The organism is Nocardia pseudobrasiliensis NBRC 108224, from assembly GCF_001613105.1.
GTDB lineage: Bacteria > Actinomycetota > Actinomycetes > Mycobacteriales > Mycobacteriaceae > Nocardia > Nocardia pseudobrasiliensis.
In genome coordinates this window covers 1-24,020 of the sequence record NZ_BDBS01000046.1, presented here as the reverse complement: position 1 = coordinate 24,020, position 24,020 = coordinate 1, and the positions used below count along the sequence as shown (strand labels likewise).

22 protein-coding genes are annotated in these 24,020 nt (G+C 67.1%); 15 read left to right on the top strand and 7 right to left on the bottom strand.

Going from position 1 to position 24,020, the window contains the following annotated elements; all coding sequences use genetic code 11:
- Positions 1-2,004 (bottom strand): alpha-1,4-glucan--maltose-1-phosphate maltosyltransferase, encoded by a 2,004-nt coding sequence (locus tag NP4_RS31410; protein ID WP_068005696.1) that lies wholly within the window; start codon positions 2,002-2,004, stop codon positions 1-3.
- Positions 2,005-2,184: 180 nt separating this feature from the next.
- Here NP4_RS31410 and NP4_RS31405 point away from each other — a divergent pair, with 180 nt between their 5' ends.
- On the top strand, positions 2,185-2,952 hold the full coding sequence (locus NP4_RS31405; RefSeq protein WP_068005695.1) for a dienelactone hydrolase family protein: 768 nt from the start codon (positions 2,185-2,187) through the stop codon (positions 2,950-2,952).
- A 49-nt stretch (positions 2,953-3,001) separates the two neighbouring features.
- Here NP4_RS31405 and NP4_RS31400 read toward each other — a convergent pair whose 3' ends face one another.
- Entirely contained in the window at positions 3,002-3,442 is a 441-nt protein-coding gene (locus NP4_RS31400) for a hypothetical protein (RefSeq protein ID WP_068005694.1), read from the bottom strand.
- Positions 3,443-3,574: 132 nt separating this feature from the next.
- Here NP4_RS31400 and glgP point away from each other — a divergent pair, with 132 nt between their 5' ends.
- On the top strand, positions 3,575-6,142 hold the full coding sequence (gene glgP / locus NP4_RS31395) for an alpha-glucan family phosphorylase (RefSeq protein WP_068005692.1): 2,568 nt from the start codon (positions 3,575-3,577) through the stop codon (positions 6,140-6,142).
- Between the two features lie 75 nt (positions 6,143-6,217).
- On the opposite strand, the gene NP4_RS31390 is transcribed toward glgP, so the two are convergent.
- Together NP4_RS31390 and NP4_RS31385 are read right to left on the bottom strand one after the other, a co-directional pair.
- Complete coding sequence (locus tag NP4_RS31390) at positions 6,218-6,847, bottom strand: hypothetical protein (protein WP_068005689.1); 630 nt, start codon at positions 6,845-6,847, stop codon at positions 6,218-6,220.
- Positions 6,848-6,964: 117 nt separating this feature from the next.
- Positions 6,965-9,016 carry an AMP-binding protein gene (locus NP4_RS31385; protein WP_068005687.1) on the bottom strand — a complete coding sequence of 684 codons (2,052 nt, stop codon included), beginning with the start codon at positions 9,014-9,016 and terminating at the stop codon, positions 6,965-6,967.
- Between the two features lie 272 nt (positions 9,017-9,288).
- Between NP4_RS31385 and NP4_RS31380 the strand changes: the two genes are divergently transcribed.
- Together NP4_RS31380 and NP4_RS31375 are read left to right on the top strand one after the other, a co-directional pair.
- The gene (locus NP4_RS31380) at positions 9,289-10,650 is read left to right on the top strand and encodes an NCS2 family permease (RefSeq protein ID WP_068005684.1); all 1,362 of its coding nucleotides are present in this window, start codon (positions 9,289-9,291) and stop codon (positions 10,648-10,650) included.
- 193 nt (positions 10,651-10,843) lie between these two features.
- Positions 10,844-11,377, top strand: a complete 534-nt coding sequence (locus tag NP4_RS31375) for a DoxX family protein (protein WP_068005682.1) — start codon at positions 10,844-10,846, stop codon at positions 11,375-11,377.
- A 166-nt stretch (positions 11,378-11,543) separates the two neighbouring features.
- On the opposite strand, the gene NP4_RS31370 is transcribed toward NP4_RS31375, so the two are convergent.
- Positions 11,544-13,595 (bottom strand): ATP-dependent DNA helicase, encoded by a 2,052-nt coding sequence (locus NP4_RS31370; RefSeq protein ID WP_068005680.1) that lies wholly within the window; start codon positions 13,593-13,595, stop codon positions 11,544-11,546.
- 119 nt (positions 13,596-13,714) lie between these two features.
- Here NP4_RS31370 and NP4_RS31365 point away from each other — a divergent pair, with 119 nt between their 5' ends.
- Positions 13,715-14,593, top strand: coding sequence for an alpha/beta fold hydrolase (locus NP4_RS31365; RefSeq protein ID WP_068005678.1), 879 nt, complete (start codon positions 13,715-13,717; stop codon positions 14,591-14,593).
- Here the strand turns inward: NP4_RS31365 and NP4_RS31360 are convergent.
- Entirely contained in the window at positions 14,578-15,144 is a 567-nt protein-coding gene (locus tag NP4_RS31360) for a nicotinamidase (RefSeq protein WP_068005721.1), read from the bottom strand. The genes NP4_RS31365 and NP4_RS31360 overlap by 16 nt on opposite strands.
- Positions 15,145-15,167: 23 nt before the next feature.
- Positions 15,168-16,481 (bottom strand): nicotinate phosphoribosyltransferase, encoded by a 1,314-nt coding sequence (locus NP4_RS31355; protein ID WP_255285593.1) that lies wholly within the window; start codon positions 16,479-16,481, stop codon positions 15,168-15,170.
- A 116-nt stretch (positions 16,482-16,597) separates the two neighbouring features.
- On the opposite strand from NP4_RS31355, the gene clpS reads away from it, so the two are divergent.
- The 10 genes from clpS to rdgB all read left to right on the top strand — a co-directional run bounded on the left by clpS (position 16,598) and on the right by rdgB (position 23,764).
- The gene (gene clpS, locus NP4_RS31350; protein ID WP_068005716.1) at positions 16,598-16,942 is read left to right on the top strand and encodes an ATP-dependent Clp protease adapter ClpS; all 345 of its coding nucleotides are present in this window, start codon (positions 16,598-16,600) and stop codon (positions 16,940-16,942) included.
- 22 nt (positions 16,943-16,964) lie between these two features.
- Positions 16,965-17,534 carry an oxidative stress transcriptional regulator AosR gene (gene aosR / locus NP4_RS31345; RefSeq protein ID WP_068005713.1) on the top strand — a complete coding sequence of 190 codons (570 nt, stop codon included), beginning with the start codon at positions 16,965-16,967 and terminating at the stop codon, positions 17,532-17,534.
- A complete protein-coding gene (locus tag NP4_RS31340) occupies positions 17,531-18,595 on the top strand; it encodes a P1 family peptidase (protein WP_068005674.1) in 1,065 nt (354 codons plus the stop codon). Before aosR ends, NP4_RS31340 begins: the two co-directional genes overlap by 4 nt.
- Positions 18,596-18,935: 340 nt before the next feature.
- Positions 18,936-19,343 carry a M67 family metallopeptidase gene (locus tag NP4_RS31335; protein ID WP_068005672.1) on the top strand — a complete coding sequence of 136 codons (408 nt, stop codon included), beginning with the start codon at positions 18,936-18,938 and terminating at the stop codon, positions 19,341-19,343.
- Positions 19,344-19,492: 149 nt separating this feature from the next.
- Positions 19,493-19,771, top strand: coding sequence for a MoaD/ThiS family protein (locus tag NP4_RS31330; RefSeq protein ID WP_062505594.1), 279 nt, complete (start codon positions 19,493-19,495; stop codon positions 19,769-19,771).
- Positions 19,772-19,775: 4 nt separating this feature from the next.
- Positions 19,776-20,738 (top strand): PLP-dependent cysteine synthase family protein, encoded by a 963-nt coding sequence (locus NP4_RS31325; protein WP_068005669.1) that lies wholly within the window; start codon positions 19,776-19,778, stop codon positions 20,736-20,738.
- A gap of 63 nt (positions 20,739-20,801) precedes the next feature.
- Entirely contained in the window at positions 20,802-21,503 is a 702-nt protein-coding gene (locus NP4_RS31320) for a rhomboid family intramembrane serine protease (protein ID WP_245998563.1), read from the top strand.
- A 78-nt stretch (positions 21,504-21,581) separates the two neighbouring features.
- On the top strand, positions 21,582-22,346 hold the full coding sequence (locus NP4_RS31315) for a cyclic nucleotide-degrading phosphodiesterase (RefSeq protein WP_068005667.1): 765 nt from the start codon (positions 21,582-21,584) through the stop codon (positions 22,344-22,346).
- Between the two features lie 45 nt (positions 22,347-22,391).
- A complete protein-coding gene (rph, locus tag NP4_RS31310) occupies positions 22,392-23,156 on the top strand; it encodes a ribonuclease PH (protein ID WP_068005664.1) in 765 nt (254 codons plus the stop codon).
- Positions 23,156-23,764, top strand: a complete 609-nt coding sequence (rdgB, locus tag NP4_RS31305) for an RdgB/HAM1 family non-canonical purine NTP pyrophosphatase (RefSeq protein ID WP_068005661.1) — start codon at positions 23,156-23,158, stop codon at positions 23,762-23,764. The genes rph and rdgB overlap by 1 nt, the downstream gene beginning before the upstream one ends.
- Positions 23,765-24,020: the final 256 nt, after the last annotated feature.

Genomic DNA, 24,020 nt, shown 5'->3' with positions numbered 1-24,020 from the left:
TCACGAGAAGGTCCTCCGATACGCCAGCTCGGTGCGCGCGGACGCCGACACCGAGGGCAGCGCGAGGATGTGCGAGACCGCGTTGACCGGGTCGAGGCGGACGTAATTCGTTTGGCCCCAGTGGTATTCCTCGCCACTGACCTCGTCGAAGACCACCGGATGGTCGTGCCACTCACGGCCGATCGCGGGCATGTCGAGCGAGACCATGCCCTGTTCGGGTCCGTACGGATTCAGATTCACCACGATCAGAACCGCATCGCCGGATACCGGATCCACCTTCGAATACGCCAGCAGCGCATCGTTGTCGACGTGATGGAAGGCGATACAGCGCAGCTGCTGCAGCGCCGGATGGGCGCGGCGGATCTCATTGAGCCGAGTCAGCCACGGCTCCAACGATTCTCCGCGCGCGGCGGCCTCGGCGAACGGGCGCGGGCGCAGCTCGTACTTCTCCGAGTCGAGGTACTCCTCGCTGCCCGGCCGCACCGCGAGATGTTCGTACAGTTCGAATCCGGAGTACACGCCCCAGGTCGGCGCGAGCGTGGCGGCCAGCACCGCGCGGATGGCGAACATGCCCGGACCGCCGTGCTGCAGGCTCTCGTGCAGGATGTCCGGGGTGTTGACGAACAGATTGGGTCGCGCCTGGTCGGCCTTGGCCGCCAGCTCCAGGCCGAATTCGGCGAGCTCCTGTTTCCCGGTGCGCCAGGTGAAATACGTATAGGACTGGGCGAATCCGCGCCGCGCCAGACCGTAGAGCCGGGCCGGGCGGGTGAACGCCTCGGACAGGAACAGGATTTCCGGATCGGTGCGGCGGACCTGCGTGATCAGCCACTCCCAGAAGTCCACCGGTTTGGTGTGTGGGTTGTCGACGCGGAAGATGGTGACGCCCAACGCGATCCAGTGCCGTACCACGCGCAGGACCTCGGCGTAGAGCCCGTCGGGCTCGTTGTCGAAGTTGAGCGGGTAGATGTCCTGGTACTTCTTGGGCGGATTCTCCGCGAAGGCGATCGTGCCGTCGGGCAGGGTGGTGAACCACTCGGGATGTTCGCGTACCCACGGATGGTCCGGGGCGCACTGCAGGGCCAGATCGAGCGCGACCTCGAGGCCGAGTTCACGTGCGGTGGAGACGAATTCGGTGAAATCCTCGACCGTGCCCAACTGTGGATGGATGGCATCGTGGCCGCCCTCGTCGGAGCCGATGGCCCACGGCGAGCCGACGTCGCCGGGTTCGGCGGTCAGAGAGTTGTTGCGGCCCTTGCGGTTCACCTTGCCGATGGGATGGATCGGGGGCAGGTAGACGACATCGAAACCCATGGCCGCGATGCGATGCAGGTCCTTGGCCGCGGTGGCGAAGGTGCCGTGTACGGGGTTGTCCTCGGCGTCGCGGCCGCCGGTCGATCGGGGGAAGAATTCGTACCACGAGCCGAACAGCGCGCGCGTCCGCTCCACCAGCACCGAACCCTGCGGACCGCGGCTGACCATTTCGCGCAGCGGCGTCTCGCGCAGGATCTCGGTCACCTCCGCGCCGAACGCCGGGGCGACCCGGGCCGGTAGTTGGGCGTCGCTGCGCAGGGCGGCGGCCGCGGCGCGCAATCGTTCCCACTGATTCTTCGGCACATTCTGCGCGGCCCGATCCAGCAGCTGCGCGCCGATTTCCAGGTCGTTGGCCAGATCCGCGGCGCTCTGCCCCACGGCCAGTTTGGCCTCGACCGCGGCACGCCAGGTGGCGATCGGATCGCTCCAGCCCTCGACGCGAAAGGTCCACAGGCCCGGTTCGGTGGGGATGAAGATCGCGTTGAACACGTCGGGCTCGTAGTCGGGCGACATTCGGATCCGCTGCAGCCGGGCGCTGCCCGGGGCGCGAACCGCGAGAGTGGCGGCCACCGCGTCGTGTCCCTCGCGCCAGACCACGGCCCGCACCGGGAACACCTCACCCACCACCGCCTTCGCCGGGAAGCCGCCGGGGACGGACGGGGCCGTGTCATCGATGGCGATGCGACCGGTCACGGGTTCAACCGTACCGGCATCGCGGTCGCGACCACGAACGTGGCGATCGCGTGCCTGGGCATGGCGAGACCACGACGCGATTCGCTTCGACATGGAAGGCTGGTGCCTGGCACCGGAACTGGAGGACATACCTCCGCTCGGTGCGGACCGACGACGTTGACGCATGAGGAGATTTCAATCATGACTGCTGTGCAAGGTCTTTCGGTGGATGTGCCCATGCCGGACGGAGTGGCCGACGCGTATGTGGCGTACCCGGACGACGGCGCGGCACACCCGGGAGTGTTGCTCTATATGGATGCCTTCGGCCTGCGCCCCGCGTTGAGCGCGATCGTCGACCGCATCGCGGAGCACGGCTACACGGTGCTGGCCCCCAACCTGCTCTACCGGCACGGCCGCGCACCCGTGGTCGAATTGCCCGAGTTCATCGATTTCGCCGAGCGTCCCGATCTGTTCGGCAAGATCATGCCGCTGGTGCACGGGCTGACCCCCGAGATCACTGTGCGCGACGCGGGCGCCTACCTGGACTGGCTGTCCGCGTTCGAGCACACCGCCGCGGGTCCGGTCGCGACCACCGGCTACTGCATGGGCGGCCGCCAGGCCCTGCGCACCGCCGCCGCCTATCCGTACCGCGTGGCCGCTGCCGCGGGCTTCCACACCGGCGGTCTGATCACCGACGGCCCCGACAGCCCGCATCTGCAGGTCGGAACCATCACCGCGGAACTGTATTTCGGCCACGCCGACCAGGACCACTCGATGAACGCCGACCAGATCGAGGCCTTCGACAAGGCCCTCGCCGAGGCCGGGGTCCGCCATCGCACCGAGGTGTACGTGGGCGCCCACCACGGCTACACCCAGTCCGACACCTCGGTCTACAACGCCGAGGCGACCGAACGGCACTTCCGAGAACTGTTCGCCCTGCTCGACCGCAATCTGCGGGCCCCCGAATAAACAAAAATGCGAGTGCCCGCCAGCCGGGCACTCGCATCTCGTCCGGCTCTCAGTCGACTTTGTACTCCACCTGGCAGTCCCCATTGGTGTAGTTCTGCGCCGACCCGTGATTCGCAATCGACAACACCAGCGGGATCCGTCCCGGCTTGGTCTCGACCCGCGGAATCGTCAGCACATTGTTCGGTCCCGTCACCTGGGCGGAAGTCTCGTCCTGTCCGTTCTTGCCGGTGTCGAGATTTGACCAGGTCACATGAAACCGCTGATCATAGGGCTGAACCGACTGCGCATCCGTCTTCGCGGTGAACGCGACCGCCCCGCCACCCAATTGCTCGACGAACACCTCGGTCGAAGCCTGCACCGAGAAGTCATCCGGCGTGGGGTAGGTGATGGTGCACAATTTCTCGGGAGCTTCATCCGCCGTCGCGACTCCACCACCGACCACTCCGCCGACAACTGCCGCGATACTCAGCAGACCTGCGAACTTCTTCAAACCGTCTCACCAACCTTCGAGCTGAATCTGAACTTCGTGAGCAAGATCGAGCTTGGGGCAGTTTATGGGTGTGGTCGGGGGCTGCCAAAGCCCCCAACGCGAAGGGGTTCGTGGCCGGGTAACGTTTGAGCGGTGAAGGCATTGCGTCGATTCACCGTCCGTGCCCATCTGCCCGAGCCACTGGCGGCGCTCGCCGAGTTGGCGACCAATCTGCGGTGGTCTTGGCATGCGCCTACGCAGGATTTGTTCGCCGAGTTGGATCGGGAACTCTGGGGGGAGGTGGGGCATGATCCGGTGCGGATGTTGGGGGAGGTTCCGGCGGGCCGGTTGGACGAGTTGGCCACGGATGCGGGGTATGTGCGGGCCGTGGCGCATGCGGCCGAGGATCTGCGGGACTATCTGACTCGGCCGCGGTGGGTGGATCGGCGCGACGGCGGGCCGCGGTGTATCGCGTACTTCTCCATGGAGTTCGGGGTTACCGAGGTGCTGCCGAATTACTCTGGGGGACTGGGGATTCTGGCGGGGGATCATCTGAAGGCGGCGTCGGATCTGGGATTGCCGCTCATCGGGGTGGGGTTGCTCTATCGGTCGGGGTATTTCCGGCAGTCGCTGACCGCCGACGGATGGCAGGCCGAGCGGTATCCGGATCTCGATCCGCAGGGGTTGCCGCTGCGGCTGCTCGCCGAGGAGGGCGCGCCGGTTCTGATCCACGTGCCGATGCCCGAGCGGCGGGTGCTGCGGGCGCGGGTGTGGATCGCGCAGGTGGGGCGAATTCCCTTGCTGCTGTTGGATTCCGATATCGCCGACAACGAGCCGGAGCTGCGGTCGGTCACCGATCGGCTCTACGGCGGTGACCAGGATCATCGGATCAAACAGGAAATCCTCGCCGGTATCGGCGGAGTGCGGGCGGTGCGGGCGTTCACCCATGCCAACGGGCTGCCCGATCCGGACGTTTTCCATATGAACGAGGGCCACGCCGGATTCCTGGGCATCGAGCGCATTCGCGAATATATGGCCGCCGGGCTGGATTTCGATTCCGCGCTCACCGCGGTGCGCGCCGCGACCGTATTCACCACCCATACTCCGGTGCCCGCCGGAATCGATCGTTTCGCGGGAGGTCTGGTGCGCCGCTACTTCGGCGGCACGCACGGCGAGCGGGAATCGCCCATGCTGCCAGGTGTTTCGGTCGATAGGATTCTGGCGCTGGGCCGCGAGCCCGATCCCTCGGTGTTCAATATGGCCCACCTCGGTCTGCGACTCGCCCAGCGCGCCAACGGAGTATCGCGGCTGCACGGCGAGGTGAGCCGCGCGATGTTCGCACCGCTGTGGCCAGGCTTCGATGCCGCCGAGGTGCCGATCGGTTCGGTCACCAACGGTGTGCACGCGCCGACCTGGGCCGCCCGCGAATGGATCGACAAGGCAAGGGAATTCGTCGGGCCCGAACTTGTCGAGGAGGCGCGCGGCTGGGAGCGGCTACGCGATGTCGATCTGGGTGAGCTGTGGTCGACCCGTAATGCGCTGCGCGCCTTGCTGATCGCCGACGTGCGCAGGCGGGTGCGCGCCTCCTGGCTCGAGCGCGGTGCCGCACCGGCCGAATTGGGCTGGGTGGAGGATGTTTTCGATCCGAATGTGCTGACCGTCGGCTTCGCCCGCCGGGTGCCCACCTACAAGCGCCTCACGCTGATGCTGCGCGATCCCGACCGGCTGCGCGCACTGCTGCTGGATCCCGAACGTCCGGTGCAGCTGGTCGTGGCCGGTAAGAGTCATCCCGCCGACGACGGCGGCAAGGGCCTGATCCAGCAGGTGGTCCGCTTCGCCGACGATCCGGCGGTTCGGCACCGCATCGTTTTCCTGCCCGACTACGACATGTCGATGGCCCGCTACCTGTACTGGGGATGCGATGTGTGGCTGAACAATCCGCTGCGCCCGCTGGAGGCCTGCGGCACCTCGGGTATGAAGGCCGCGCTGAACGGCTCGCTGAATCTCTCGATCCGCGACGGCTGGTGGGACGAGATGTACGACGGCGAGAACGGCTGGGCCATCCCGACCGCCGACGGCGTGCGCGACGACCACCGCCGCGACGACCTCGAGGCCGCCGCCCTCTACGAGATGCTGGAACGCTCTGTGCTTCCGCGTTTCTACGAGCGCGATCACGACGGCCTGCCGGTGCGCTGGATGGAGATGGTGCGCCATACACTGCAGACCCTCGGCCCCAAGGTGCTGGCCTCACGCATGGTTCGCGACTACGCCGTCGAGTACTACACCCCCGCGGCCGCCGCGTATTCCGCTGTGGCGCAGGACGATTTCGCCGGGGCGCGCGAACTCGCCGACTACCGCCGCCGAGTGGAGTCGGCGTGGCCGCGGGTGAAGGTGATCCAGGTGGACAGCTCCGGACTGCCCGATACCCCCGTCATCGGCGCGACACTGTCGCTGCGCGCCCGTATCGATCTCGGCGGCCTCGCCCCGGCCGAGGTGAAGGTGCAGGCCGTACTCGGCCGGGTGTCCCAGGACGACGACCTGTCCGATGTCACCACGACGCCGATGGAACATAGCGGAAGTGATTCGGGCACAGAGCTTTTCACGGTGGAGACTCCGGTGCCGCTCTCGGGTGCGGTCGGCTACACCATCCGCGTGCTGCCGCATCACCGGCTGCTGGCAACCGATGCCGAACTGGGCCTGATCGCCAGTCCGACGCCGTGATCAACGTAGGACCTGCGAGGCCGGTGTCATGCCGCACCGGCCTCGCAGGCCCGCCGAGGATTCGCTGCCGCGAACCTAGTTGTCCCTTGCCTCGGGGGCGATTCCGAGGCGCTTCTGTTCATCCTTCAGCACTTTCACCATCGCCGCCATCTTCTTGTTGTAATACTCGAGGATCTGGCCGTTCTCCTCGGCCTTCAGCTTCTTGGCGAACTTTTCCTGCTGCGTTTTCAGGGTGGCCGCCCACTCCGCCCGGAACTGCTCGTTGCTGCACATCAGGTATCGCCACAGCCGAAGCTCGTCGGCATCGGAGAAACCCGCGGGCGGCGCCCAGGACTTGGGCTCGGAGAACACGATGGTCCTCGTTTCGACAACCGGGTCCTGCGCGTAGTTCACGGGAGTGATCCGGTACGCCTTGTAATAACCTTCGATCGCCGTGTCGCCGAACTGGTCCTGCGCGGCCTTCCTGTTGGTCCCGGCGGCCTTGGTCTTCCCGCTGTCCTTATCCGGCCGTGGGTCGAGCGCTGGGCCGTTTCCGAGATCGCAGAAGGTGTCTGCGATCCACTCCCATGTCGACTTGTTGTTCTTGTACTGCTCAGCCGCCTGCGAGGTCTCGTTCTGATCGGGGCCGCCTGACTGCGCCGCGGCCGCGGGCGGGATACCGCCGATGACCAAGGCCGAGCAACCGGCTATGAGTAACGCGGACATACGTGAGGCCATCGATCCTCCAACGGATAGTCATCGATCGGCATCGGCTGGAGCGCCCAGCCGCCGTGCCGTATTCGTCGCCGCTGGAGTTACGGATTGGAAATTTACCGAATTGAATCATCCAGGTTGAATCAAGGTGCGCTTGAGGATCTTTCCCGTGGCATTGCGGGGCAGTGCGTCGAGGAAGGTGACATCGCGCGGAACCGAGAAGCGGCCCAGCCGATGTCGGATGTAGTTGCGAACCATATCCGGATCCAGGCCGAAGCCGTCGCGTTTGACCACGAAAGCGGCCAGGCGCTGGCCGAATTCGCGATCGGGGACGCCGACCACCGCCACCTCGCAGATCTGCGGCAGATGCGACAGCGCCTCCTCGACCGGGCGCGGGAAGACGTTCTCGCCGCCGGAGATGATCATCTCGTCGTCGCGTCCGGCCACGAACAGCCTGCCGGTGGCGTCGAGATAGCCGACGTCGCCGGTGTCGAGCATGCCGTCGGCCTCGCTGGGCGGTGCGGCATCGGTGTAGCCGTCGAACAGCATATGGTTGGCGACGAAGATGCGTCCGGTGGCGCCGATCGCGACCGGACGCGAATCCGGGCCCAGCACAGCGACTTTCGTGCCCAGTGGCGGTCGCCCGGCGGTGGTGGGGGAGATGCGCAGATCGGACGGATCCGCGATCGTCGCCCAGGAGACCTCGGTGGAGCCGTAGACGTTGTAGAGAACGTCGCCGTAGGTGTCCATGAATCGCAGCACCGCCGCCCCGGCCAGCGGCGCGCCGCAACTGGCCACCACCCGCAGGCTCGAGGTGTCGTAGCGGGCCCGAACCGAGGTGGGCAGGTCCAGGATTCGATTCACCATTACCGGAACGACGATCATCGTGGTGATCCGGTGTTCGGCGACCAGCCGCAGGCAGTCCTCGGCGTCGAAGCGCTCCGGCAGTACGACCGTGGCCCGAATCGGCGTGCTGATCTGCAATGCGCCCAGACCCCAGGTGTGGAACAGCGGAGCCGGGATCAGCATGGTCTCGTTCATCTGCATGGGAATTCGCGACAGCAGCGCCGCGACCGTGCCGAAACCCTTGGGGTGCGGGCGGCGAGCGCCCTTGGGCGCGCCGCTGGTGCCGGAGGTGAGCACGATCAGCCGTCCCGGTCGCGGCGGTTTGCCGAAATCCACATCGCCCGTGGAGATCAGGTCGTCGACATTGAGCCGCCGTGGATCCGGCGCGCGGCCCACGGTGGTGAAGCGCGGCAGATCCGCCGGGAGATAACGGATCAGTTCATCCAGCTCCGGATCGGCGAAAACCGCTGCGAGGCGATGCTTTTCGACAATCTCCTCGATGCGAACGGCCGGAAGTCCGGTATTCAACAACACCACGTCGACGCCGAGTTTGCCTGCGGCGACCATTATTTCGACCATTTCGGCGTGATTGCGCGACAATAACCCGATCGTTTCGCCGATGCGAATTCCGAGGCCGGTGAGCGCGCCCGCGAGGGCGTGGCTGCGCGAGTGCACCTCGGCGAAGGTGCGACTGCCGCGATCGTCGATGATCGCCGCGCGATCGGGTGCGTAGGCGGCTGCCGCGGCGTAGCCACCGGCCAGGGAGAAACCCCATTTGGCCAGGCGTCCGAGCTGTTTCAGGCCGCGATCGGGTCGATAGCTGCGGACCACACCGGTGGTCACCATCTGCCGAGCGACCTCGGCCTGTAGCCGCATGGGTGAATCCTCGCCGTTGACGACCACCGAGGTCGCGGCGCCCGCGGGGACGTCGGCGAGGCGGCGCAGGCCCGCGAGGGTCCACTCCGTGACGGCGGCGTTCGACAATTCGGCCAGTTTCGGATGCACCCGGCCCGGGGCGAAATAGGTGACGGCGACGCGAGTGTGGTCACCCTCGTCGCGCAGCCGGATCGAGACGAAACTGCCCTGCGTGGAACACTGCAACTCCAGGCTTTCGGTGGCACGGCCGAGGACGAGCCGGACGTCGACAGTGCGGATCTCGGCATCGCTGCCCACACGGAATCGCAGGACGGGCGGACCACCGTCGTTCTCGAGTTGTTCGCAGGCGCCGATGCCGGGGAACATCCGGGGATAGGTCTGAGGATCGATCAGTAGATCCCATATGGCTTTGCGTGCGATCGGTAGTTCTGCGACCGCGTCGACAACATCGGTAACCAATGGCTTGCACTTCTGACTACGGCCGGGTCGAATGCTCGGGTCGGCGGATTACGTATTTGTAACGGCCCCCATCACCGTGGTCAAGAAGCTACAAATTGAAGGTGAACAATTCTGTAAATTGCCCGGTGATTGCGTGTAACAGTGGGTAACGGATGTCCCCCGCTGGACCGGATTGCCGCCGGTTCGCCGGGACCGGATGGTGGCTCGCGTGACGCGACAATATACGGTGCCCTGGGCATAACTGGTTCGGGCCGAGGGTGGAGACAGTACTGATGAGCACCGACGTCACGTCGCGATCGCGGGGTCGTATCGACTCCTACTTCGGTGTCAGCCGACTCGGCTCGACCTACCGGCGCGAGATCATGGCCGGGACCGTGACCTTCCTCGCGATGTCGTATGTGCTCGCGGTGAATCCGGCCGTACTCGGCGACCACGGCACGCTGGGTGCGAAGGGTATTCCGACCCAGGCGGTATTCACCGCGACGGCCATCGCCGCGGTCTTCGGCACGCTGGTGATGGGTCTGTGGGCACGCTATCCGGTCGCGCTCGCCCCGGGTATGGGTCTCAACGCGTTCTTCGCCTACACGGTCGTGCTCGAGATGGGTATTCCGTGGCAGGAGGCACTGTCGGGAACGCTGCTGTCGGGCGTGATCTTCTTCCTGCTGGCCATCACCAAGGTCCGCGAGAAGATCATCGACGCGATTCCGCTGCAGATGAAGCTGGCGGTCGGCGCGGGTATCGGCATGTTCGTGGCGTTCATCGGACTCAAGAACGCCGGGCTGGTGGTCGCCAGTGACGCAACCTTCGTCCATCTGGGCCATTTCACCAAGGGCACAACGCTTCTCGCGCTGTTCGGGCTGCTGGTGACGGTGATCTTCCTGGTGCTGGGCTGGCACGGGGCGGTGCTCTACGGCATCGTCGCCACCGCGATCGTCGGCATCGTCAGCGGGCTGGTGAATCTGCCGCATCAGATCGTGGCCATGCCGCACGGGCTGGATCAGACCTTCGGGCAGGCCATCGTGAATCTGCCGCACGCGTTCACCGGTCAGATGGTGATCGTGGTGTTGACCATGCTGTTCGTCGATTTCTTCGATGCCTCGGGCACGCTGATCGGCATCGCCAACCAGGCCGGGCTGCTCGGCCCCGACGGTAAGCTGCCGCGCGCGGCGCAGGCCCTGGCGGCCGACTCGATCGGCACCACCGCGGGCGCGATCATCGGCACCTCCACCACCACCGCCTATGTGGAATCGACCGCGGGTGTCAGCGCGGGCGGGCGCACCGGGCTCACGGCCGTGTCGACGGCCGGATGGTTTCTGATCGCGATGTTCTTCTTCCCCGTGTTCGCCGTGGTCGCCGACGCGCCCTCGGTGACCGCGCCCGCGCTGATCGTGGTCGGAGTGCTGATGGCCCGGGCGCTCGGCGATATCGAATGGGACAAGCTCGAATACGCGGTCCCGGCGTTCATCACCGTGGTGATGATGCCGCTGACCTATTCGATCGCCAACGGCATCGCGATGGGCCTGCTGTTCTATCCGATCGTGATGGTCGCCAAACGCCGCGTGCGCGAGGTGCATCCGGTCATGTGGGCGCTGATGCTGGTGTTCCTGGCGTACTTCATCTTCCTGGCGGAGTGAGCCGGGCGCTCGGTCGATCTTCCCCTATAGGGGGTGATTGAAAACTTGACTTTCATGGCGCGGAATCATCCGGACCCCGTGGTCGGGTCGCGGTAATCTGCGAACGCATTCTCGCCTTTGTGCGGCTCTAGCTGCTGTTTTGAACCATGCGGAGTCGTACATCGTGTCCTGACCTGAACGGAGGAGGACAACCATGACCGTCAACCTCACCGCTGGGAGCGACCGCCGAGTGTCCGGCGGCGCCGATTCCTTATCCCTCGATATCGGCCTGTTGGCGCTACGGGTCTTCTTCGGGGGTCTGTTGGCCGTGCACGGCAGCCAGAAGTTGTTCGGCTGGTTCGACGGCGACGGCTGGCAGCGGACCACCGCGGGCTTCGAAAAGATGGGGTACAACCCCGGAAAGCTGTTCGGAACCCTGGCCGGGCTGTGCGAATTCACCGGTGGCGCACTACTTCTGCTCGGCCTGCTGACTCCGCTCGGCGCGGCCATCGCGCTCGGCACCATGATCAACGCCATGAACGTGACCTGGCACGGCGGATTGAAGGGCTACGAGCATGCGCTGCTGTTCGCCGTCGCCGCCGCGGCGTTGGGTTTCACCGGGCCGGGGCGCTTTTCGCTCGACCACGGTCGGCCGTGGGCGCGGCGCGGTGTCGCGTGGGGAATCGGGGCGGTGGCGCTGGCCGTGATTGCCGCGTTGCTCACGCTGGCGGCCAAATGGGCGTTCTAGCCGAAGAATTTATATGTCCCCGCGCCGCATGCAGGGTTTGGCGCGGGGACTTCGGTAGCTTCCGATGTGGGAATTGGGGGTCACCGGGAGTACCGATCCCCAATTTACTTCCGTTCAGAAGTTGATGCCATACGTGTGAGCGCTTTCACATCGTTGAAATTCGTTTTCACTTCTTGGGTGGTGTGGCGGTAAGTCGTTGCAGCGCTTTGAGTACGAGCTCGGGATCGGATGTCTCCCAGTACGGCGGCAGGGAGGCGCGCAGATACGACCCGTATCGCGCGGTCACCAGGCGCGGATCCAGGATCGCGACGACGCCGCGATCGTCGACGCTGCGCAGCAGTCGCCCGGTGCCCTGGGCCAGCAGCAGCGCCGCGTGATTGGCGGCGATGGTCATGAAGCCGTTGCCGCCGCGCGATTCCACCGCCTTCTGCCGCGCCACCAGCAGCGGATCGTCCGGGCGCGGGAACGGGATGCGGTCGAGGATCACCAGACTCAGCGACGGACCGGGCACATCCACGCCCTGCCACAGCGACAGCGTGCCGAACAGTGAGGTCGCCGGATCCTCGGCGAAGCGTTTGACCAGGGTGCCGGTCGAATCGTCGCCCTGGCACAGCACCGGGGTGTCCAGGCGCTCGCGCAGAATCTCGGTGGCGGCCTTGGCCGCGCGCATCGAGGAGAACAGGCCCAGCGTGCGCCCGCCCGCGGCGTTGATCAGGCGTTCGATCTCGTCCAGATACGCCGGGGCCAGCCCGTCGCGGCCCGGGGTGGGCAAATGCTTTGCGACGTAGAGGATTCCGGATTTGGCGTGATCGAACGGCGAGCCCACGTCGAGTGAATTCCAGCGGATCGCGGCCGAATCCGACGGCGCTTCAGCGCCATTGGCCAATGCGGGATCGACGCGATTGCCGGACTGCGACGGTAGGCCCCAGGTGACCGCGAGTCCGTCGAACGAGCCGCCGACCTGCAGGGTCGCCGAGGTCAGCACGACCGTCGCCGTGCCGAACAGGCGACTGCGCAGCAGGCCGCCCACCGACAGCGGGGCCATATGCACCGAGCGGCGCGCGATCCCGCGCACATCCTCCGACGACAGCCAGATCACATCGCGGCGCGCGGCCGGATCGGATTCCTCGAAGGTGGTCAGCGCGCGCACCGCGGCGTCGTGCACCTCTTCCACGGCCGCCAGCGCCATATTGCGGGCCGCGGCGGCCTCCGGATCGCTCTGCGGAGTGGTGGAACCCTGCGGGGCCAGCGCGGTGCGGACATTCCAGGCCGCGTCGCGGATCAGGGCCAGCACCGGACCCGCGCCCGCGGGCAACTCGTCCCAGCGGCCGGGCGGCAGTTCGTCGAGCAGTTCGTGCCAGGCCTCGGCAGCGCCCTCGAGCCGGTCGACCTCCTGCTCGTCGACCAGTTTCGCGCAGCGCTTGGCGGCCGCGCTGATCGCGGCGGTGGACAGTTCGGCGGTGGCCACGCCGGTGACCCGGTCGACGAGTTCGTGGGCCTCGTCGATGACGACCACATCGTGTTCGGGCAGGACCTGTATTCCGCTGATGGCATCGATGGCCAGCAGGGCGTGATTGGTGACCACCACATCGGCCTGGCCGGATTCGGCGCGGGCGCGCTCGGCGAAGCAGTCGGTACCGAACGGGCAGCGGGTCTTGCCCAGACATTCCCGCGAGGACACGCTGACCTGACGCCATGCCCGATCGGTGACGCCGGGTACCAGTTCGTCGCGGTCGCCGGTCTCGGTGTCGGAGGCCCATTCGTTGAGGCGCTGCACCTCACGGCCGAGGCGGGAGATGGCGAAGGCGTCGAACAGTTCGGACTCGGCCGGTTCGTCCGGAATCACGCTGTTGATCTTGTTCAGGCACAGATAGTTGTTGCGGCCCTTGAGGATCGCGAATTGCGCCCGGCGGCCCAGCGGCTCGGACAGAGCCTCGGACAGGCGCGGCAGATCGCGATCGACCAGCTGGCGCTGCAGCGCGATAGTGGCCGTGGACACCACGACCGTGCGGCCGGTCTCCACCGCGTGGCGCAGGCTCGGCACCAGATAGGCCAGCGACTTACCGGTGCCGGTTCCGGCCTGCACGGCCAGATGCTCCTTGGTGTCGATGGAGTGCGCGACCGCGGCCGCCATCGTCTGCTGGCCTTTGCGCGCCTTGCCACCCAGGGCCTCGACGGCGGTCGCCAACAGGGTCGGGACGGGCGGGAGTTCGGGCACCCAGGCAGAGTAGCGCCCCGCACCGACAGCGCGGCCGATCGGTCGCGCTCGCCGCGGAATCTGTCGGTGGTGTGGGCTAGTTTGGTGCGAAATCGAGGAGCGGGGAGAGGAGGGGCGTCATGCAGCCGACGCTGGCGGAGTGGGTCGCCGGGGGTACGCGGGTCGAGGTGGGCGGTCATTCGCTGTTCTATCGGCAGGAGGGTCCCGTCGACGGGCGGCCGGTAACGCTGCTGCACGGTTATCCGACCTCCTCGCACGACTGGGCGCTGATCCTGCCCGCACTGGTCGAATCGGGTTGCCGGGTAACGCTTCTCGACTTTCTCGGCTTCGGAGCCAGCGCCAAGCCGCGTGGGCATCGGTACCGGATGACCGAACAGGCCGATCTGGTCGAGGGGTTGTGGGAGCGGCTGGTTATCGGGCCGACGGCGCTGGTCGCGCACGACTACGGGGTGAGCGTGGCCCAGGAGCTGCTGGCGCGCGACTCGGACCGGATCACCCGGATGGCGTGGTTGAACGGCGGACTGTACATCGACCTGTACAAGGCCACGCCGATTCAGAAACTGATGATCTCCCCGCTGGGAAAGCTGTTGGGGCCGTTGATGTCCGAGGGTTCGTATCGAGCGTCCATCCGCCAGGTGCTGGGTCGGCCGTTGCCGCCGGATGTGGTGCACGAGATGTGGTTGTCCACGGCCAGCGACGGCGGTACCCGAATCCAATGGGATATCAACCGCTATCACGACGAACGGCGCGCCCAGGCCGGGCGTTGGCAGCACGCGCTGGAAAGCTATTCCGGCCCGGAGCTTTTCGTCTGGGGTCCGGCCGACCCCATCAGCGGCAAAACGCAGCTGCCGCGGCTGCGGGAGCGGTTCACGAAGGCGGAAATCGTTGTGCTGGACCAGCACCCGGCCGTTGGGCACTGGCCGCAGCTGGAAGATCCCGATACGGTCGGCGCGGCGCTGGCCCAATTCCTCCGGGAGAAACCTCAGCGCTCCAGCTGACCGGCGAATTCGACACCGGCATCGCGCATCTGGTCCAGGGCCTTGTCCACCGTGACGGGGGAGACGCCCACGGTCAGCCCGAGCAGCACGCGGGTGTCGAAGCCTGCCGCCCGGGCGTCCAAGGCGGTCGCGCGCACGCAGTGGTCGGTGGCGATGCCGCAGACATCGACGGTGTCGATGCCCTTGGCGCGCAACCACTCCGCCAGCGTGACCCCGTCTTCGGTGGCGCCCTCGAAGCCCGAATAGGCCGCGGTGTAGGCGCCCTTGGAGAAGATCTGCTCGATATTGGCGGTGTCCAGGCCGGGGTGGAAATCCGCGCCCGGCGTGCCGACGCGGCAGTGCGGCGGCCAGGTATCGACGTAATCCGGACTGTCGGAGAAATGGGGGCCGGGATCGATGTGATAGTCGCGAGTCGCCGCGATGGCCGCATAGTCGGCGACGCCGAGGTATTCGCTGATGCGCTCGGCCACGGCCGCACCGCCTTCGACGGCCAGCGAGCCGCCCTCGCAGAAGTCGTTCTGCACATCGACGACGATGAGTGCCCTGCTCATAACCCGCACCTCCGCGCTCGCACTCATTGTAGGAAGGTGGTGGGGATCGCGGGTTCACCGGCCGAGAGCTTCAGCCCTTCCCAGGGCAGGCTCACCAGACCCGCGGCCACCAGCTCGCGGGCATCGGTGAGCGTGGGCAGCCGGTCGACGGTCTCGCCCTTGCGGACCAGCGGTACCAGCAGGTCGCGAACGGTGTAGCCGTTGGCGGCGGGGCGCTCAGCGGTGGCCGGATACACGATCTCCTCCACGATCGTGCCGGTCTTGCGGGCCAGGCGCACCGCGCGTTTGGTGCCGCCGCGCGATTCCTTGTGACTGCTGCGTTTGGCGACCGGCAGGCCGTCGACCTCCACCAGCTTGTAGACCATGCCCGCGGTCGGCGCGCCCGATCCGGTCACCAGGGAGGTGCCGACGCCGTAGGCGTCCACGGGTTCGGCGCGCAGGGAGGCGATGGCGTATTCGTCCAGATCGCCGGAGACCACGATGCGGGTGCGGGTGGCGCCGAGGGAATCGAGCTGCTGGCGCACCTGACGGGCCAGCACACCCAGCTCGCCGGAATCGATACGGACACCGCCCAATTCGGGCCCGGCGACCTCGATCGCGGTGGCCACGCCCTGGGTGATGTCGAATGTGTCGACCAGCAGGGTGGTGCCGATGCCGAGGGTCTCGATCTGGCTGCGGAACGCGGCCGCCTCGTGCTGACCGTCCGAACCGCTGTGCAGCAGGGTGAACGCGTGTGCGCTGGTGCCCGCGCCGGGAATTCCGTAGCGGCGCACGGACTCCAGATTGGAGGTGGCGTCGAATCCGGCCAGATACGCGGCGCGGGCGCTGGCCGGTGCGGCCAGTTCGTGTGTGCGCCGCGAACCCATCTCGATCATGCGGCGACCGTCGGCGGCGCTGACCATCCGGGCCGCGGCCGAGGCGATCGCGCTGTCGTGGTTGAGGATCGACAGGATCAGCGTCTCGAGTACGACGCATTCGGCGAAACTGCCGCGCACCGACAGAATCGGCGAGCCCGGGAAGTACAGGTCACCCTCGCGGTAACCATCGATATCGCCGCCGAAGCGATACTCCCGCAACCACTCCAGGGTGCGCGCGTCGAGGAATCCGGCCGCGATGTCGAGTTCGGGCGCGCCGAACCGGAACTCCGTCAAGGCGTCGAGCAGTCGTCCCGTACCGGCGACCACACCGTAGCGACGACCGTGCGGCAATCGTCGGGCGAATACCTCGAAGGTGCAGTGCCGCTGGGCCGAGCCGTCGGCCAGTGCGGCCGCGAGCATTGTCAGTTCGTATTGATCAGTCAGCAGCGCGGTGCTGGCGAGGCCGTCCGTTGTGGTCACGTCGTCACTGTAGACATCGACCGGCAGGTCGGCCGCTCACGAGCCGGGCAAAACGACATCCGGCGGGTGTTGTGTATTCGGAGTCGAGTCGTACTCTGAAGGTTATGGGTCTGTGCATGGAAGACGCTGTCCGGGTCGCCGCCGGTCCGGCCGGCGTCCGAACGATGCTGTCGGCGGCGCAGGCGACCCCCGAAACGATCGAGGTCACGGAAATCCTCGAGGCCGAGGATCGGCCGTGGGTGACCGTGGTGTGGGACGACCCGGTCAACCTCATGCACTACGTCACCTACATCTTCCAGAAGCTTTTCGGCTACAGCAAAGGCAAGGCAACCGAGCTGATGTTGAAGGTGCACAACGAGGGCAAAGCGGTGGTGTCGTCCGGCTCGCGCGACAAGATGGAGCACGACGTGCAACGACTACACGCGGCCGGGCTCTGGGCGACCATGCAGCGCGACCAGTGAGACGGCGACTACCGTAGTGCCGGTGCGCAAGTGGAGCAGGAAGAACTCGCTGAGCGGGCTCAAGCTGCGGTCGGAGATGGACGCACGAGAGGCCGAGGTGCTGCGTTCGCTGGTGGGCGCGGTGACCGGGCTGCTCACCGACCGGGCTCGATCGGCACCCGAGGACGATCTGGCGGCCTTGACTGGGCTACGTACCGGCAACAGCACCCCGCCCGATGATCCCAGACTGGCTCGGCTGTTACCCGAGTTCCATCGGGCCGAGCCCGGCTCGCCCGATGCCGAGCGCGCGGGCCTCAACAATGCCCTGCGCAGTCTGCACGAACCGGACATCATCGAATCGAAGGTGGCCGCCGGCGCGATCGTGCTGGAAACGCTGCCCGCCGAGGGCGGCAAAATCGTCCTCACCCCTGAACAGGCCGATGCCTGGTTGATCGCGCTCAACGATGTGCGGCTCGCCCTGGGCACCGCGCTCGGCGTCGATGCCGATACGCCCGATCAGCTGGATCCCGGCGACCCGCGGGCACCGCATCTGGATGTGTATCACTGGCTCACCTGGATGCAGGATTCGCTGCTGCAGGCGCTGGCTCCGTGACCGGACTGCCGGGGCCGCGCAATTCCATCACCGATGTGAGCGGTGTGCTCGTGGGGCATCACCATGTGCTGGACGAGCACGTCACGCTCGGGCGCGGTGCGGCGACCGGAACCACGGTCGTGCGGGCGCCCGGTGGGGCCACGGCGGCGGTGGATGTGCGCGGCGGCGGGCCCGGGACGCGGGAGACCGATCTGCTCGATCCGAGCAATACCGTGCGGCAGGTGAACGCGGTGCTGCTCACGGGCGGCAGTGCGTATGGGCTGGCCGCCGCGGACGGGGTGATGCGATGGCTCGAGGAGCGGCGGGAGGGGATCACGATGGATCGCGAGGATCCGTCGCGGGTCGTGCCGATCGTGCCCGGGGCGGTGATCTTCGATCTGCCCGTGGGTGATTGGGGGATCCGTCCGACGGCCGAATTCGGATATCGGGCTGCGGATGCGGCGGGTGAGCGGTTCGAGCGCGGGACGGTCGGCGCCGGAGTCGGCGCTCGGGCCGGATCGATCAAGGGCGGAATCGGTACGGCCAGTGTGCGTTTCGACGACGGTCCCGCGGCGGGAGTGACGGTGGGCGCGCTGGTGGTCGCCAATTCGGTCGGCTCCGTATTCGATCCCCGCACCGGTTTACCCTGGGGCGTCGGCACCGACGGCCCCGACTACCACGGCCTGCGCCCCGCCACCCCCGACCAACTGACCCGCGCCAACGCCCTCCCCGTCAAATCCACCCTCCTCAACACCACCCTCGGCGTCGTAGCCACCGACGCCACCCTCGCCCCCACCGCCTGCCGCCGCCTGGCCACCACCGCCCACGACGGCCTGGCCCGAGCCATCCGCCCCGTCCATTCCCCCCTCGACGGCGACACCATGTTCGTCCTGGCCACCGGCGCCATCCCACCCACCCCCAATCCCTCCCTCCCCCAAGCCTTTCCGCCCGACCTACCCTTGATCGACATCCTCTGCACAGCCGCCGCGGTCTGCGTCGAACGAGCAATAGTCGACGCAATCCTCGCGGCGCGACCTATAGCCGAAATCCCTTCGTACACCGAGCTTTTCGGCCCGTTCTGACCCCCGCACCCGGCGCTGCGCGCCGGATGCGGGGAAATGGTGGCGGCGGCGGGGAGGGGGCCGTCCGGGAACGGGGAGGGGTTCCGCCCGGGAGCGGGGAGGGGTTCCGCCCGGGAGCGGGGAGGGGTTCCGCCCGGGAGCGCGGAGAGGTTTTCCGTCGGCGCGGTCGTCTTCTGTTCCCCGTGCCGGGCGCCCATCGCCCGGCACGGGGTGTTTTCCTGGGTGAGCAGGGAAATGCAGGCCGGGGTGGGGGTGTGGGGAATAGGTCCCTATTGTGGGCCGTTGACGACAGCGTTCGGATGGGGTGGGGGCGTCGGGCGGTTACGGGAAGGATTCGACTGTGCTGGTGATCAAGGCCGGGCTTGTTGAGGCGATGGTGGCGCATGCGCGGGCGGATCATCCGGATGAGGCCTGTGGGGTGATCGCGGGGGCCGAGGGCTCGGATCGGCCGGAGCGGTTCGTGGCGATGATGAATGCCGAGCGGTCGCCCACCTTCTATCGATTCGATTCGGGGGAGCAGCTGCGGGTGTGGCGGGAGATGGATGAGCGGGACGAGGAGCCGGTGGTGATCTACCACTCGCATACCGCGACCGAGGCGTATCCGAGCCGCACCGATATTTCCTATGCCTCCGAGCCGAATGCGCATTACGTGCTGATCTCGACCCGCGATCCGGAACAGCACGAGCTGCGCAGTTACCGCATCGTGGACGGCGTGGTCACCGAGGAGCCTGTCAAGATCATCGATTAGCCCCGGCGAAAAGCATGCCGGGGAACAAAGGGAGCGAGGCACGCCGAGGAACGCGCCGAGGCGTGCACAGAAGCGCCGAGGAACGGGCCGAGGCGTGCACAGAAGCGCCGAGGAACGGGCCGAGGCGTGCACAGAAACAAGGAGCAGCAATGCCGGTAACCGTGTCGATTCCGACGATCATGCGGACCCTCACCGGAGGGGAGAAGCGGGTGCAGGCCAGCGGGGCCACGCTCGCGGCGGTGATCGAGGATCTGGAGAGCAATTACGGCGGGCTCAAGGAGCGTCTGCTGTCGGATGGGAAGCTCAATCGCTACGTGAACATCTACGTCGACGACGAGGATGTGCGCTTCGCGGGTGGGCTCGCGGCCGAGGTGCCCGAGGGTGGCACCGTGACGATCCTGCCGGCCGTGGCCGGGGGCGCGCGGTAATTCCGTGGCACGGTACGAATCGCTGATCGAGACCCTCGGCAATACGCCCCTGGTCGGACTGCGTCGACTGTCCCCGAAATGGGATGGCGACGATCACGTGCGGCTGTGGGCCAAACTCGAGGACCGCAATCCGACCGGCTCGATCAAGGACCGCCCGGCGCTGCGCATGATCGAACAGGCCGAGGCCGACGGCACGCTGCGGCCGGGCTGCACGATCCTCGAGCCGACCAGTGGCAATACCGGTATCTCCCTGGCCATGGCCGCCAAGCTCAAGGGCTATCGGCTGGTCTGCGTGATGCCGGAGAACACCTCGGTCGAGCGGCGGCAACTGCTGACCATGTTCGGCGCGGAGATCATCGGCTCCCCGGCGGCGGGCGGCTCCAATCAGGCCGTGGCCCTGGCGAAGAAGATCGCGGCGGAGAATCCGGACTGGGTCATGCTCTACCAGTACGGCAATCCGGCCAACGCCCAGGCACACTACGAGGGCACCGGTCCGGAGATCCTCGCCGACCTGCCGGAGATCACCCATTTCGTGGCGGGCCTCGGCACCACGGGCACCCTCATGGGAACCGGCCGCTATCTGCGCGAGAACCGCCCGGACATCGATATCGTCGCCGCCGAGCCCCGCTACGGCGAGCTGGTCTACGGACTACGCAACCTCGACGAGGGCTTCATCCCGGAGCTCTACGACGAATCGGTGCTCACCTCGCGCTTCTCGGTCGGCCCGTACGACGCCGTGCGCCGGACCCGGGAACTGGTCGGCGAGGAGGGCATCTTCGCGGGCATCTCGACCGGGGCGATCCTGCACGCCGCATTGGGCGTGGGAAACAAGGCGCTGAAGGCGGGTAAGCGGGCCGATATCGCGTTCGTGGTCGCCGACGGCGGCTGGAAGTACCTGTCGACGGGCGCGTACGAGGGCACCCTGGACGAGGCCGAGGACCGGCTCGATGGTCAGCTCTGGGCCTGATCGGCCCGCCGATCGGTACGCTCGACAGCAGCGGGGTGTGCCGTACTGCCTCGCGAGGAGGTGATGGCGGTGACCGCCGGGATGGGTTCTTCGTTCGATCCCGATCGGATCGCGGCCCTGCGTGGACAGGCCGGTAGGTCGGCGCTGCCGCAGCGCCCGGGTTCCTCGCCCGCGCTGAAGCTGTTGTGGCAGCGCGCCATCGGGTTGACCCTCGCCTTCGTCGCGCTGCTCTACGGCGTCGAGGGCGTCGACGCGCTGACCGACTATCGCCTCGACAACGCGGGCGTACATCCGCGCACGATCGACGGCCTCGAGGGCATCGCCTTCGCGCCGCTGTTGCATGCGGGCTGGGCCCATCTGATCGGGAACACCCTGCCGGTCCTGGTGCTCGGCCTGCTGACGCTGCTCACCGGAATCGGCCGGGGCATCGTGGCGACGGCCATCATCTGGGTGCTGGGCGGATTGGGCCAATGGCTCACCGGTGACACCGGCTCGGTGCATCTGGGCGCCTCGGTCCTGGTGTTCGGGTGGTTGACATATCTGATCTCGCGGGGCTGGTTCGCCCGGAACATGTGGCAGATCCTGCTCGGGGTCGTCGTGGGGTTGCTGTACGGCTCGATCCTGTGGGGAGTGCTGCCCGGCCAGACCGGAATATCTTGGCAAGGGCATCTTTTCGGGGCGTTGGGTGGAGTGGTTGCCGGATGGGTACTCTCAGGCAATGAACGTCGTCATCGTCGCGGGGATAATGTCGGCCGCTCCGCGTAGTCGGGGCGACCGCGGAACCCGGCCGGTGATTTGGGGGATCCCCTCTTGATCGAGAATGCAGCGTGGCAGCATGGGGGAATGCGCCTCACCGTCCTCGGGTGTTCGGGCAGTGTGTCCGGCCCGGATTCCCCTGCGTCGGGTTATCTCCTCACCGGTCCGGACATGACTCCGACGGTCATAGATTTCGGTCCCGGTGTATTGGGCGCATTACAGCGCTATCTGGATCCGGGCGAGGTCGATATCTTCCTCACCCACCTGCATGCCGATCACTGCTTGGATTTGCCGGGCCTGCTCGTGTGGCGGCGTTATCACCCGAATCCGCCGAGCGGACGGGCGATTGTGCAGGGTCCCACGGATACCTCGCTGCGAATCGGCAACGCCTCGGCCGAGATCGGCGGTGAATGCGACGACTGGTCCGATGTGATCGATATGCGGGTGTGGGAGGAAGGCCGTGAAATCGGCTTCGGCACCGGGCATACGGTCACCGCGCGGCGAATGTTCCATCCCCCGGAGTCCTACGGTCTGCGCATTACCACCGCCGCGGGGCGCACGCTGGTCTACACCGGCGATACCGCGGTCTGCGACGCCGTCTTCGAACTGTCCGAGGGCGCCGACCTGCTGCTGGCCGAGGCGTCGTGGACCCATGACCCCGCCAATCGGCCGCCCGGCATTCATCTTTCGGGTAAAGAGGCCGGAATGATCGCGGCCCGAGCCGGTGTCGGCGAACTGCTGCTCACCCACATCCCGCCCTGGACCTCCCGTGAGGATGTGATCGCGGAGGCCAAGGCCGAATTCAGCGGGCCTGTGCATGCCGTGTCGCCGGGCGAGGTCATCGATATCTAGCGGGCCGGGCTCCGCCCCTGAGCGGACCCCATTAGGCTGCCTGCTGTGTCTAGACGAGCCGATGGCAGGGCGGACGACGAACTCCGCGAGGTACGGATCACCCGTGGATTCACCACGCACCCGGCGGGGTCGGTGCTGGTGGAGTTCGGGCAGACGCGGGTCATGTGCACCGCGAGTGTGAACGAGGGGGTGCCGCCGTGGCGGCGCGACTCCGGATTGGGCTGGCTGACAGCCGAATACGCGATGCTACCCGCGGCCACGCATACCCGTAGCGGGCGTGAGTCGGTCAAGGGCCGGGTCGGTGGGCGCACCCAGGAGATCAGTCGTCTGGTCGGTCGGTCGCTGCGGGCCTGCATCGATCTGGCGGCCGTGGGTGAGAACACCATCGCGATCGACTGCGATGTGTTGCAGGCCGATGGCGGCACCCGAACCGCGGCCATCACCGGCGCGTACGTGGCGCTGGCGGATGCGATCACCTATCTCGGTGCGGCGGGGCAGCTCAACGATCCGCAGCCCATCTCGTGCATGATCGCCGCGGTCAGCGTCGGTGTGGTCGACGGCCGGGTGCGGCTGGATCTGCCGTACGAGGAGGATTCGCGGGCCGAGGTCGATATGAACGTGGTCGCCACCGATACGGGCACCCTCGTGGAGATCCAGGGCACCGGCGAGGGCGCGACCTTCCCGCGCTCCACGCTGGACAAACTGCTCGACTCGGCGCTGGCGGGCTGCGAGCAGCTGTTCGCTGTCCAGAAGGAGGCGCTGGCCCTGCCCTATCCCGGGGTGCTGCCCGGGCCGGAGAAGAAGAAGTAATGTCGCGTCGTGTCCTGGTCGCCAGTCGTAATGCCAAGAAGTTGAACGAATTGCGGCGCATTCTGGCCGAGGCGGGCGTCGACGGTCTCGAGATCGTGGGCCTGGACGAGGTGCCGCCCTTCCCGGAGGCGCCCGAAACCGGCGCGACCTTCGAGGAGAACGCCCTCGCCAAGGCCCGCGACGGTGCCGCCGCGACCGGATTGCCCTGTGTCGCAGATGATTCCGGTCTCGCGGTGGATGCGCTCAACGGTATGCCGGGCGTGCTCTCGGCGCGCTGGTCCGGCGGCCATGGCGACGACGCCGCCAACAACCGGCTGCTGCTGGCCCAGATCGACGACGTCCCCGACGAGCGCCGCGGCGCCCGCTTCGTCTCGGCCTGCGCACTGGTCGCCGACGGCCGAGAGGTGATCGCCGTCGGCGAATGGCCGGGTCGCATCCTGCGGAAACCGGTCGGCGACAACGGTTTCGGCTACGACCCGCTGTTCGTCCCCGAGGGCGACACCCGCACCTCCGCCCAACTCGACCCGGCGGAAAAGGACGCCGCCTCCCATCGAGGCCGCGCCCTACGCGCACTGCTCCCGGCCTTGATAGAGCTGGCCGGGAAGTGAGTTCGGCACAGGGGCTGCTGGCCGGGAAGTGAGTTCGGTCAGCGCTCCTGGCTGGGAAGTGAGTTCGGGTCAGGGTCTCTGGCCGGGAAGTGAGTCGACAGAGGGCCCTTGGCCGGGAAGTGAGTCGGCGCAGGGTCCTTGGCCGGGAAGTGAGTCGGCGCAGGGTCCTTGGCCGGGAAGTGAGTCGGCGCAGGGTCCTTGGCTGGGAAGTGAGTCGGCGCAGGGTCCTTGGCTGGGAAGTGAGTCGGCGCAGGGT